This window comes from Flavobacterium sp. PLA-DH12 (assembly GCF_059511845.1).
Window position 1 is genome coordinate 193,582 of the sequence record NZ_JCAMPD010000008.1, and the last position, 14,293, is coordinate 207,874.

At 35.2% G+C, this 14,293-nt stretch carries 6 protein-coding genes; all 6 read left to right on the forward strand.

The genetic code is table 11. The features are described from left to right. Positions 1 to 688 precede the first annotated feature (688 nt). The 6 genes from AC5ZCW_RS16740 (at position 689) to AC5ZCW_RS16765 (ending at position 14,293) form a co-directional block, all read left to right on the forward strand. Positions 689 to 3,793 carry a SusC/RagA family TonB-linked outer membrane protein gene (locus AC5ZCW_RS16740; protein ID WP_496120899.1) on the forward strand — a complete coding sequence of 1,035 codons (3,105 nt, stop codon included), beginning with the start codon at positions 689 to 691 and terminating at the stop codon, positions 3,791 to 3,793. A gap of 36 nt (positions 3,794 to 3,829) precedes the next feature. Continuing rightward, positions 3,830 to 5,341, forward strand: a complete 1,512-nt coding sequence (locus AC5ZCW_RS16745; RefSeq protein ID WP_496120900.1) for a RagB/SusD family nutrient uptake outer membrane protein — start codon at positions 3,830 to 3,832, stop codon at positions 5,339 to 5,341. 97 nt (positions 5,342 to 5,438) lie between these two features. Beyond that, the gene (locus AC5ZCW_RS16750) at positions 5,439 to 6,845 is read left to right on the forward strand and encodes an aryl-sulfate sulfotransferase (protein WP_496120901.1); all 1,407 of its coding nucleotides are present in this window, start codon (positions 5,439 to 5,441) and stop codon (positions 6,843 to 6,845) included. Between the two features lie 12 nt (positions 6,846 to 6,857). Next, on the forward strand, positions 6,858 to 7,859 hold the full coding sequence (locus AC5ZCW_RS16755; protein ID WP_496120902.1) for a c-type cytochrome: 1,002 nt from the start codon (positions 6,858 to 6,860) through the stop codon (positions 7,857 to 7,859). A 37-nt stretch (positions 7,860 to 7,896) separates the two neighbouring features. Beyond that, positions 7,897 to 10,899 (forward strand): glycoside hydrolase domain-containing protein, encoded by a 3,003-nt coding sequence (locus tag AC5ZCW_RS16760; RefSeq protein WP_496120903.1) that lies wholly within the window; start codon positions 7,897 to 7,899, stop codon positions 10,897 to 10,899. 298 nt (positions 10,900 to 11,197) lie between these two features. Beyond that, on the forward strand, positions 11,198 to 14,293 hold the full coding sequence (locus AC5ZCW_RS16765) for a DUF5107 domain-containing protein (RefSeq protein WP_496120904.1): 3,096 nt from the start codon (positions 11,198 to 11,200) through the stop codon (positions 14,291 to 14,293).

Sequence of the window (14,293 nt, forward strand, 5' to 3'; positions counted from 1 at the left end):
ATTCTTTCAAAATTCTTCTTCTTAAAATCTGTTAATTTTTAATTTTCAAAAAAGGTCAAAATGACCATTAATTCATTTCGCGTTTTTGTCCTTTTTCTTCGTGACCAATATAGTTCAAAAATCGAATTAAAAAACAAACCAAATTCATAATTAAAACTAAAAATTCACCTCTTTTCAGCATAAGAAAAGACTGCTTAATTTTTACGTTTTTCGTTTAGTAATTGCGAAATTCATAAGTTTTTAATAAATCCTTATTTATAATTCAAAAAACCGCCAATATCACACACACTGTTTTTTCTAAATTATTTTAAAAATATCACAGCAATTTAAGTCAAAAAAAATGATTCACACAATTTTATGTGCTCGAGAACATAAAATTTGTGTGTTCGAGCACATTTTTTGTGTTTTTTCTTGTTTTATAAAAATATAATCTCTAGTTTCGTCAGAGATTAATCTTAAAACTAAGTTAATTATGAAAAATATTCGGTGATTTTCACGCTTCAGGAAGTAAAAAATTGAGCTAAACAAGCAGTATTTAAAGCAAAAAACAAAAGCTCTGATTGATCTAAAAAACAACTCAATCACAACACAATTAAAAAGGCAAAATGAATTTCCAGATCAAAAAAGAAATCTAAAACCTACAAACAAAGAAAAAACAATTAAACATTAACCAAAACCAATTCAAAGTATGAAATTATTAACCCAAAAAAAGCCAAGAGATTTTCGGATTAACAATTTATCCCGTAAAGAAATCGGAATAACGGTTCTCTCGTTATTAGTTTTTACATTTCAAGCCTCTGCAGCTTCTTCTATAAATATTTCTGATAAAAACAATACGGCACTATTTTTTGAAAAAACTGTAAAAGGTACTGTAACAGATCAAAACGGCATGCCTCTTCCGGGCGCCAATGTTGTAGTTAAAGGAACTACAAAAGGTGTTCAGACAGATGTTGACGGGACTTTTGCTATTACAGTTCCAGATAATGCTACAAAACTTGTGATTACTTTCATTGGTATGGAAGATCAAGAAGTAAGCATTGGAAGCGCTCCTTTAAAAATTGTCATGAAAGAAGCTGGACAAAAACTAGAAGAAGTTGTTATTGGATACGGAAAATCTAAGAAAAAAGACCTTACTGGTTCTGTGAGTTCACTTAGCAAAGACAATTTAAACTTAGGCGGAACGGTTGCAAATGTTGGACAAGCTCTTCAAGGACGTGCTTCGGGAGTACAGGTTCAGCAAAATAGTTATGCACCGGGAACAAATCCGCAGGTTGTAATTAGAGGTGGAAATTCAATCAATACTTCTAATGCTCCGTTATATGTTGTTGATGGATTCATTACTAGTACTGGAGCTTCAATTAGTCCAAACGACATTGAAAATATTCAGATTCTAAAAGATGCCGCTTCTACTGCAATTTACGGTGCTCGTGGAGGAAATGGAGTAATTTTGATCACAACTAAAAAAGGAAAAGCTGGAAAAATGAATGTGGAAGCTGAGATTTCTGATGGTTTTCAAAATATCATAAAAGAGCCATCTTTAATGACTGGACAGCAATATGCAGATTATCAAAATGCTCTTAATGCTGAAAACGGAAGACCTCCACTTTTCCCTTCAAGCTTTCCTGTTGCCAACACAAACTGGTTTGACGCTGCAACTCGTCCTGGAGAAGTGCTTAACAGAACGCTTACTTTTAGTGGGAGCGATCAAACTTCAAAATTCTTTCTTTCAGGAAACTATTTAAAACAAACTGGAGCTATAGTAAATACTGATTTTGAAAGATATACTGTGAGAATGGGTGCAGAAAAGAAATTCAACGATAAGCTAACGATGGGTATGAATGCTTATGGCGCTGTTGCTGAAGGAAATAATAGCGATTTTGGCGATAATATTTTGTCTCCAATGTTCTCTATCCAAACTGCTCCGCCAGCTATTCCAATTTACAATGCAGATGGTTCTTATTATAAATTTCAAGGAAAAGACAATGCATTAGCGCTTTTACTTGAACCGACAGATCATACAATCAACAGATTGGTAAATGGAAACATGTTTTTAGATTATCAAATTATTAAAGGTTTAACATATCACTTTGGTGCAGGTGCAGAATGGCAGGAAAATATTCAAGGAAAATATACTCCAAGTACTTTAGTAGCTGGAGCGGCATTAAAAGGTTCTGGTTCTGAAGAAAATAAAACGTATTTCAGATGGAGTACAGAGCAATACTTAACGTATAAATTTGATATCAAAGAAGTACATGCAATTACTGCTATGATTGGTACTTCTAACCAAAAAGATACGTACGAAAGAATGAGAGCTGCAGGTACAGGTTTTTCTAGTGACTTATTGACTTATTACAATTTACAAGGTGCATCAGTATATTTAAAACCTGAAACAGAAAAAACAGAAACGAAATTGACATCTTATTTTGGAAGGTTAAATTATGCTTTCAATGATAAATACCTAGCAACCTTTACTATTAGAAAAGACGGTTCTTCTCGTTTTGGTCCAAATAACAAATTTGGTATTTTCCCTTCTGGAGCCGTTGCCTGGAAAATATCTAATGAGTCTTTTATGCAAAATGTAAAAGCAGTTTCTGAACTTAAATTGAGAGCAAGTTATGGTATCACGGGTAGTGACGGTATTGGAGATTACGCTTATATGAGCCGATTGTCTTCTTGGGGTGTAACTATTTCTCCAGATCAATTCGTATCAGGAACTGAGCCAGCCAACTTAGCAAATCCAAATCTAAAATGGGAACAAACTGCTCAAACTGATATTGGTTTAGATTTAGGTTTATTTAATGATAAACTTTCTATTACATTCGATTATTACAAAAAAAGAACTAGTGATGCCCTTTTAAATGTTCCTGTTGGAGGATGGTGGGGATTTGATACTCAAAGAATTAATTCTGGAGTAATTGATAACCACGGTGTCGAATTAGGAATAAGCACAACAAACTATAGAAATGATAAATTTACTTGGACGACTTCTTTAAATGTTGCATATAACAAACAAGAAGTGGTATCTCTAGCTGACAATGTAAAAATCATCAGTACAAATACTTCAAATCCAAGCGGAACGGTTTCTGGTCAAGAATTTACAAGATTGGAACCAGGAAAAGAAATGGGAGTTTTGTTTGGTTACAAATACGCCGGAGTGATCAAAACTGGAGAAACTTACGCTCCTCAACCATTATCTGTTGCTGGAGATCCTAAGTATGTAGACGTTGATGGTGATGGTAAAATTACAGCAAAAGACAGAACATATTTAGGAAATTCTATCCCGCATTATGTGGCTGGTTTTAATAACGATTTCAGATATAGAAATTTTGATATGAATATCTTTTTCCAAGGCGCTTTTGATTATTCAGTTTACAATATGACTAAAATGGTTGGTGAGTCTTCTACAAGCACTGATGCTCTAAACCGTTGGGTTGCTGGAAAAAACGAAAACACAGATATTCCTAGAGACGGTTACTACAAAAGCACTTACGGAAGTTATGTGAACTCTAAATTTGTTGAAGAAGCGTCCTATTTACGTCTGAAAAATGTTTCTATCGGATATACAATTCCTGAAAGCGCATTAAAAACAGTAAAATTTATTGATAGCATTAGATTGTATGCAATTGGACAAAATCTTTTGACAATTACAAACTATTCTGGAAATGACCCTGAGGTTAATGGACATTTTACTCCCGACAATGCAACAAAACAAAATTTAGGTGGAGGAATCGACTTTAACTCATTCCCAGCTTCAAGAACTTTTATACTTGGAATTAAAGTAGCAATTCACTAGTCTAAAATGCTTTATAGTAACATTAAATTGATTCAAATGAAAAAATATACAATCTTATTACTTTTACTTGCCGCTGGAACACAAGTTTCTTGCAATCAAGATCTTGATCCCACGGTATATAGCAGCTTGACTAATACCAATGGGTATCAGACAAAATCGGATGCTATTGCGGCTATCAATTCCATTTATGGAAGATTAAAAGGACCTTCTGTAGGCGATAACTTTTCGTATTGGGCTACAAGACACTTTGCTCTGACTGATATCGCTACAGATTTAGGACACTGCCAATTTGGAGGAGATCCAGGACAATTATCATTAGGAACTTGGAACTCAGCAAACGGTCTTCTAAAAGAAGATTGGAACGCGATGTATAAATTGATTGCCAATGCTAATAATGCGATTTTCAACATTACACCAATGGGCGGCATTACAGCTGCAGAAAAAGCACAATTTATTGCAGAAGCTAAATTCTTAAGATGTTCTGCTTACATGGATTTAACAGATTCTTGGGGGCCAGTAATTTTAATTACAGAAGCCAACCTAGGAAATCCTGGTTATTTAGATCAAACTCCACCATCATCTGTAGAAGAAATCGATGCTTTTATAATTAAAGAATTGACTGAAGCTGCTGATGTGCTTCCAGTTAATTATAAAAACAATGATATTTATGGTACAAACGATGTGGGACGCGCTACAAAAGGTGCTGCTCTTACATTATTGGCAAAATTATACTTGAGAAGCCATGATTGGCAAAAAGTGGTTACCTATACACAAAAAGTAATGGATTTAAACGAATATCATTTATATCCTTCTTACTTAGGTTTGTTTAAAGAAAGTAACAAATGGTGCAGCGAAAACATCTTCTCTTCTTTAAGCGACGCTAACACAAACGGAACTGAATTACTAAATCACTTTGGTCCTGTTGATCACCCTGTTGTTCAAAACAGATGGCAATATTATACTGTAAACTGGGATTTCTACAACACTTTTGGTGACGAAGATGAAAGAAAACAATGTTTCTTCCCAGAATTTATGGGAACAGACGGTCTTCTTCACAAACAAGCACCTTCATTGGGAGCGCAACCGCCAGCTGGAGAATTCTACATGCAAGACGTTTCTACAAAAAAATATGCTGACGACGAAACGACTACTTATTATGATGGACATAGTGTAAACATTCTTCGTTATGCAGATGTTTTATTGAGCAGAGCTGAGGCTTTAAATGAAATTAGCGGGCCAACTCAAGAAGCGATTGACCTTATCAATCAAGTAAAAGGAAGATCACATGCAAAACTTCTAGTTTTATCAGATCATACGCAAACTAGTTTAAGAGATGCCATTTTACAGGAAAGAGGCTGGGAACTTTTCTACGAAGGAAAACGTCGTGCAGATTTGATCAGAATGAACAAATATGATGTTTTGGTAAATGCGTACCACCTTAGAGTTGGAGAAGCAGCTTTAATTAAAATGCCGCAAAACAAATATTACACTTATCCACAAAGTCAGGTTGATCTTAATCCAAACTTAAGCAACTCCGACAGACAATAAAAATACCCAATCAAGAATAGACAGTTAAATGTCTGTCTATTCTTGATTTTTTATAACAATAAAAGTACTTTTCTGTTTCACAAAAGAAGCTTTTCAAATGATCAAAAAATTAATATTAAAAGGAAGTTTTATTTTAGTCTTGCTGGCATTAGCTAGCTGTTCTAAAAGCCAAATTATCTCCAATATCAATATTGGCACTCATGGCAACAACGAACTGAAAATTCAGATCGATGTTGCGACGAATGACCAAACTCAGGTATATGCAGAATATTGGTCGGACAAAGAAGGAAATCAAAATAAAATCACCTCTCCTATTTCAGATTCTGGTTTAAAACATTCATTAGTACTTTGTAATATAACTCCAGAAACCAATTATAGTTTTCAATTAATAACGGTTGAAGGAGGCAATAAACAAACCAGCAAAGTTTATACTTTCAAATCGAGAAAACTTCCAGAATGGCTACAGAAACAATTCAAAGCCAATTGTCCGAAACCAGAATTGCTTCCTGAAAATTTCAAAAAAGGATTTTTACTTTTAGCGAAAAGAGAAACTCCGGGAACTGCTTATATTGTTGATTACAAGGGAAATCTAAGATGGTACCATACGCTCGAAGGAACTGGATTTAAAGTAACTCATTTTACAAAAGACCAAACGATTCTTTCTATTTTGGGTACAAATGATGAACCAACAAGTTATGGAAGTGAGATTTTAGAAATTAACCTTCAAGGCGATACATTAACTCATATCAAAAAAGGACAAGGCGATTTGAAGCAGGTTCTTCATCATGAAATCATAAAAAAATCGGCTGACGAAATTGTCGGTTTAACTGTTGAGCAAAAAATAATCGATTTGACTTCTATTGGAGGAAAAAAACAAGATACAATTAACGGAGACGGAATTATAATTTTAAATAAAAAAGGAAAACAGCTTTGGAAATGGAGTGTTTTTGATGATTTAGATCCGTTTAAAGATAAGGATTTACTAAAAACCAAAAAGGATTGGACGCATGCCAACAGTTTGAGTTACGATAAAGATGGAAACTTTTTAATTTCTTTCTACAACAACGGCCAAATTTGGAAAATAGATTCTAAAACAGGAAAAGTAATCTGGAAATTAGGGAAAGGTGGCACAATGAAAATGGCTTCAGATACCAATTTCTCTCAAGCGCATGCCGCACATATTGATCAAGAAGGAAGTTTATTGTTTTTTGATAATGGAGTCGACATCAAACAATCTTCTGTTTTTGCACTAAAAGTGGATGAAAAAAATAATGATGTAAAACTTGATTTTCATATCAAATTACCAAAAGATATATACAACGACAGAATGGGAAGCGCTTATATGATCAATAAAGACCTCTTTTTGGTTTGTTGTTCAAAAAGACATATTACCGTTTTAACCAATAAAAAAGGAGTTTTGTTATGGGCTTTAGAATCTGAAATTCCGCCATACAGAACCATCTTTATTCCTGAAGAAAAACTGAAACCTTTTCTTCTAAATTAAAAAATAGTACCCATGAAAAAAACAATTCTTATCGGACTTTTTTCAGCATTGTCAATCGCTGTTTTCAATTCCTGCACCAAAACCAATTCACAAACTTTAGCTTCAAATACAATCGAAGAAGGAGAAGAAGATGAAGGTTACATCACAATTGATACTTCTCAAATTCCAGACGATCAATTTGGAGAATCGGTTCGCTATGGAAGAGAATTAATGATGAAAACCGCTTATTACATTGGTCCAAACGGAAAAAACGGACAATATTTAGGCAATAAAATGAACTGCACCAATTGTCATCAAGATGCTGGAACAAAACCTCATGCATTCAATTTAATGTCTTCACATGATAATTATCCACAATATCGCGGACGCGAAAACAAAGTGCTTACTTTAGCAGAAAGAGTTAATAACTGCATTATGCGTCCGCATTCTGGAAAACCGCTTCCGTTGGACAGCAAAGAAATGGTGGCGTTTTTATCGTACTTTAAATGGATCAGTAAATTTGTTCCAAAAGACGGCAAGTTTAAAGGAGCCAAAAATTTAGAAATCGAGTTTCCGGATGTTGCTGCAAGTCCAGAAAGAGGAAAAGTTTTATTTGCTGAAAACTGTGCAAGATGCCACGGAAACAATGGCGAAGGTGTTTACAATGCCGACAAATCGGGTTACACCTATCCTCCACTTTGGGGACAATACGGTTATCAGCCAGGTTCTAGCATGCACCGCGTAATCAAACAGGCGCAATGGTTAAAAAGCAACATGCCCTATGATAAAGTTCAACTAGGAAAACCGTATCTTACAGACAAACAAGCGCTTGATATCGCTGCTTATGTAAATGACGATTCTCAACATTCAAGACCAAACCCAAAAACACTTGATTATCCTGATAAAATGGGCAAACCAATCGATTATGCACACAGTCCGTTTAATGACAATTTCTCTGAAGAACAGCATAAATACGGGCCTTATAAACCTATTATAGCTTATTGGAAAAAACAAGGATGGAAAGCCGTCTACTAAACTCAAAATATACTATTTAACCTGATTATACAATACAATGAAACTAAACCTAAACAACACAACGCTTTTAAGCAGAATATTGATAATGTGCTTTATCACGATCAGTATTCCTCTAACTGCACAAATTAAATATTCAGACGGAAATGACAGCTGGAATCCGAATCAATTAGGAAATCATCGTGCTGTAGTTGCTTTTTCCGGTTCAGGAAATGTTGCTAAAACAACGATTGAATGGCGAAGAAGAGACACAAATCCAGAACTTAAAAAGATTATCGTTCAGGATGCGTCTGGAAAAGAAATTCAGAACATAAAAACCGAAAATATCAATAAAGAAAACGGAACTATTTTCTTTGAACCCATTTCTGGAAAAGGAACATACTACGTTTATTATATGCCTTATGTAGACGAAGGAACTGCCAATTATCCAAAAGGAATTTATCAGAAACCTGAAGACAAAGCCGATGCAAAATGGCTTTCTAATGTAAAAGCAAACTTAAAAGACAATGCGGCTGTAACAGAAATTCAGAGCGTGAATGCTTTCAATAGTTTTTACCCGATGGAAGTAATTGCGACAGCTGCCGAAACTTCAGCTCTTGTGGCAAAAAACAGCGGAAATTCTTTCTTAGTTTTTCCGGAAGACAGAGAACATTCTATCAAATTAAAATCGGATTTGCCACAAAGATGGATTCAGAAAGGCGTTCAAAACAGCTTTTCTGATACGGCAATGAAAGGTGAATATTTAGCTTTTCAATTGGGAGTTTATGCTCTTGAAGATTTAAAAAACATAAAAGTAACTTTTACCAATTTAGTTAGTACAACTGGCGCAACAATCGAAGCGAAAGATATCAGCTGTATCAACACTGACGGAACGAAATATGACGGTAATCCTTTCACCAATACTGTTTCTGTTTCAAAAGGAAAAATTCAGGCAATGTGGTGCGGTATCGATGTTCCGCAAACTGCTGCTGCTGGAACTTACAACGGAAAAGCAACTGTAGCTGCTGACGGAAAATCAAAAGAAATCAATCTTCAAATTACGGTTTCTAACCAAGTAACGAAAAACGGAGGCATCGACAGTCCTGAAAAAATGACTCGTCTAAAATGGTTAAACTCAACTTTAGCACAAGAAAATACGGTTATTGCTCCTTATACTCCATTAACAGTAAAGAATTCTGAAATTTCTTTATTAGGAAGAAAACTGACTTTAGCTCCAAACGGATTCCCAGCGCAGATTCAGACTTTCTTTACTCCAGAAATGACTTCTGTAACAGCAAAAGCAAATGATGTTTTAAGCTCACCAATCGATTTTCATTTTGTTGATGCATCAGGAAAAGAAGCGCAATGGAAAAACAGTGGCGTAAAATTCACTAAAAAAGAAGCTGGAACTGTTTCTTGGGAAAATACTTCGACTTCAAAGTCGGCTCAAATGGATGTAAACGCTTCTATTGAATTTGATGGTTTTGTGCATTATACCGTAAAAGTTACAGCGCTTGAAGACGTTGCCTTTAATGATATTAATTTCCAATTGCCAATGCAACCAACAGCTGCAAAATACATGATGGGATTAGGCCAAAAAGGCGGTGATCGTCCTGCAACTTTCGACTGGAAATGGGATGTCACGCATAAAAACCAAGACGGTGCTTGGATTGGTGCTGTAAACTCTGGATTGCAGTTTTCTTTAAGAGACGAAAAATACAGCCGTCCGTTAAACACGAATTTCTATTTACAAAAACCTTTATTGCTTCCAACTTCTTGGGGCAACGAAAATAAAGGTGGAATTACGATTACGCCCAATGAAAAATCGGTTGTAGTAAATGCGTACAGCGGTGCTAGAACAATGAAAAAAGGTGATGTATTGTATTATAATTTCAATTTGCTAATTACGCCTTTCCATACAATAAATACAGATTTTCAATGGGATACAAAGTTTTACCACAAATACAGCCCAATCGATTCTATTGCTAAAACTGGTGCAACGGTAATCAATATTCACCACGCAAACGCAATCAATCCTTATATCAATTATCCTTTTATTGAATTTAAAAAGATGAAATCATATATCGATGAAGCGCACGAAAAAGGATTAAAAGTAAAAATCTACAATACAGTTAGAGAGGTTTCAAACAAAGCTTATGAGACTTTTGCTCTTAGAAGTTTAGGTCACGAAATATATTCTCCAGGAAAAGGTGGCGGATTCTCTTGGTTGCAAGAACACGTTGGTGACGACTATATCGCAGCTTGGTTTGTTCCAGAAATTAAGGATGCTGCAATCGTAAACAGCGGTATGAACCGTTGGCATAATTATTATGTTGAAGGAATGAATTGGCTGACTCAAAATGTTGGCATCGACGGAATTTATCTTGACGACGTTGCTTTTGACCGAATCACAATGAAACGTATTAAAAGGGTTTTAACGAAAGACGGACATCCTGGAATTATCGATTTACATAGCGCGAATCAATATAACAAAAGCGACGGATTTAATAACAGTGCCAACTTATACATGGAGCACTTCCCATACATCAATAAATTATGGTTTGGAGAATATTTTGATTACGAAAAAAATCAGCCTGACTTTTTCTTGACTGAAGTAAGCGGAATTCCGTTTGGATTAATGGGAGAAATGCTTCAGGATGGCGGAAATCCATGGAGAGGAATGGTTTATGGAATGACAAACAGATTGCCTTGGAGCGACGGTGCAGATCCAAGAAACATCTGGAAAGTATGGGATTCTTTCGGAATTAAAGGTTCTGAAATGATTGGTTACTGGAGTGAAAATTGTCCGGTAAAAACAAACAACGATAAAGTTTTAGCAACAGTTTATAAAAAGAACGGAACGGCTTTAATTTCAATCGCAAGCTGGGCAGATGCTGATGTAAATGTGAAACTAAATATTGATTGGAAAAAACTAGGAATCAATCCTGCAAAAGCAACTATTACTGCTCCAGAGGTCACTAATTTCCAATCTGCGAAAACGTTCACAGCAAAAGACGAAATACCAGTTTCAAAAGGAAAAGGCTGGTTGTTGATTGTGAAGTAATCAACAATTACCTCGTATTGTTTGTCATTCCGACGAAGGAGAACCCGAGCGTTAGCGAACTGGCGAAGCAATCTCCACAAGTAGCTCGACAAAGATTGACGATATACTTTGCGGAGTTTCTCGCGAAGATTTCTCCTTCGTCGAAATGACAAAAAAGCTCAAAAAAATAATGCCACAGATTTCACAGATTAACACTGATTAATTTTTAAACATATCAAAAAAAATCATTTAAATCTGTGAATCCCGATAGCTATCGGGAGTGGCAAAAAAACAACCAAAAGTAACCAAGCTCTCCATCATGAAATTTAGACCATTATTATCCTTTTTACTCCTTGGAAGCCTTTTTGTCACAGCACAAAACAAACCCACTATAAAAGAATACAAAAAAGTATTTACCACATACCCGTTCTCAGATCCTGATCCGATTCCGAAACCAGATACCAAGTTTTATCCGTATTTCCGTTTTGATGGTTTTACTGATAAACCCGTTCAAAAAGAATGGAAAGTAATCGAAATTGAAAACGATTATATCAAATTAATGATCTTGCCAGAAATTGGTGGAAAAGTGTGGTCGGCGATAGAAAAATCTACAGGAAAAGACATAGTTTACAACAATCATGTTGTAAAATTCAGAGACATTGCCATGCGCGGACCGTGGACAAGTGGCGGTGTTGAAGGCAATTATGGAATTATCGGCCACACGCCAAACTGCGCTACTCCTGTCGATTATAAAATCATAAACAGAGAAGACGGAAGCATCAGCTGTGTAATTGGAGTTTTAGATTTATTGACAAGAACTTCTTGGAAATTAGACATCAATCTGCCAAAAGACAAAGCCTATTTTACCACAAATTCGTTTTGGTCAAACACAACCGAATTCGAGCAACCTTATTATACTTGGATGAATACGGGAATAAAAGCAGCCGAAAATCTGCAGTTTATTTATCCGGGACAAACCTATATTGGTCATAACGGAGAATACAATTCGTGGCCAATTGATAAAGAAAATGGCAAAAATTTATCATTCTACAAAAACAACAATTTTGGCGGTTACAAATCGTATCACGTATTCGGGAAATATGATGATTTCTTTGGCGGATACTATCATGACGAAGATTTCGGAATGGGAAGATATGGCAATCACGACGACAAACCGGGCAAAAAAATCTGGATTTGGGGATTATCGCAGCAAGGAATGATTTGGGAAAAATTATTGACAGATACTGACGGACAATATGTAGAAGTGCAAAGCGGAAGATTGTTCAACCAAGCGAGTGAAGGGAGTAATCTCACGCCTTTCAAACAACGTTCATTCGCACCCTATCAAACCGATACTTGGACCGAATATTGGTTTCCTGTAAAGCAGACAAAAGGTTTTGTGAAAGCCAACAATTATGGTTCAGTCAATGTAAAAAACGAAAACGGTTGGCTGAAAATCTATTTTTCTCCGCTTCAAAAATTAAATGAAAAAATTGAGGTTTTTGAAAACGACAAAAAAGTGTATTCTAAAGATATTGCTTTAAATACATTGCAAACTTTCAAAGATTCAATTCAGATAAAAATTGATTCTAATAAATTGAAATTTGTTTTGGGCGACAATAAACTGGTTTGGAATTCTGATCCAGAAGATGGAAATATCAATCGCCCTGTCGAAATTCCAAAAGATTTTGATCATAATTCGGTTTACGGATTATATCTGCAAGGAAAAAATTATATTAGTTTTAAAGATTATGTAAAAGCAGAAGAAAACCTTACGGCTTGTTTACAGAAAGATCCCAACTTCGCTCCTGCTCTTTCTGCATTGGCTTCTTTGCAAATTAGAAAATTAGAATATAAAAAAGCTGTAGAAACTGCTAAAAAAGCGTTATCAATAGACACTTACGATCCTTCTGCCAATTATTTTTATGCTTTGGCGAATTTTCATTTGGGCAATAATACCGATGCAAAAGATGGTTTTGATATTGCTGCCGCAAGTGTTGAATTCCGCAGTCCAGCTTATACCGCTTTAAGCAAAATTTATCTAACCGAAAATGATCTGCCAAAAGCGACTGAATATGCAGAAAAAAGCTTATTATACAATCAATATAATATAGAAGGTTTACAGGTTTTAGCGGTTTTATATCGTCTTCAGAATAATTCCGATAAAGCAAATTCGGCTTTAAAAACCATTACAAAATTGGATCCGCTGAATCATTTTGCTGATTTTGAAAAATACCTTTGGAACAATTCAAACGATTCAAAAAACACATTTGTTGCTGCGATTCAAAACGAAATGCCAGAGCAGACTTTTCTCGAATTAGGAATTTGGTATAAAAACATAAGTCGTAAAGAAGAAGCTCTAAAAGTGTTTTCGATTGCAGAACCAAGTGCTGAAATTATCTATTGGAAAGCCTTTTTAGAAAACAAACCTGTTGATGTAAGCAAAATCAAACCTGGAACAAGTTTCCCTTTTAGAAATGAAACCGCTGAAATTTTGAAATCATTAATTAAAACGAATGATCAATACCAATTAAAATATCATTTAGGTTTAATTGAATGGAATCGTAACAGCATTTCAGAAGCTAAAAGATTGTTTTCAGAATGCGGTGCAAAACCAATCGATCCTGCTTTTTATGGCGCAAAAGCTTCTTTATTCAAAGACGATGCTTCAATCGTATTGGCAAGTCTTCAGCAAGCTATAAAATTGAATCCGCAAGGCTGGAGATACCATAAAATGCTCGCAGAACATTATATCGCTCAAAAACAATTTGACAAAGCGCTTACAACGGCTGAATCTTTCTATAAAAAACATCAAGACAATTATTTGATTGGAATGCTATACGCTAAAACTTTATTGCTAAATAAAAAATACCGTGAAGCCGATTCGTTCTTGACCAAATTGCAAATCCTTCCGTTTGAAGGTGCAACAGCTGGAAGACAATTGTATCATGAAGCTAAATTGATGCAGGCTTTAGCAGAAATCAAAAACAAGCAATACAAAAAAGCATTACAATTTATTGCCGATGCTAAACTGTTTCCAGAAAATTTGGGCGTTGGAAAACCTTATGACGAAAACATCGATGAAAGACTAGAAAACTGGCTAGATTATCAATGTTATACCAATTTAGGAAACAAAGAAATGGCTTCTAAATCTTTAGATAAAATTGTCGCTTTCCGTCCTGTAGTGGATAATACGGTCATGAATTTCCTTCCGGCGAACAACCTTGTTTCGGCTTGGGCGATTGAGAAAACGTCTTCGTCACAAGAGGCAGAAAAATGGATCAAAACTCAGGCAGATTTATATCCGACAAATAAAATAGTGCAGTGGACTTTATTGTCTTACGCCAAAAAACCATCGAATATTTTGAGTGAAGATGAAAAAGACGGTGAAGTCAGAATTATCGAAAAATTGTAA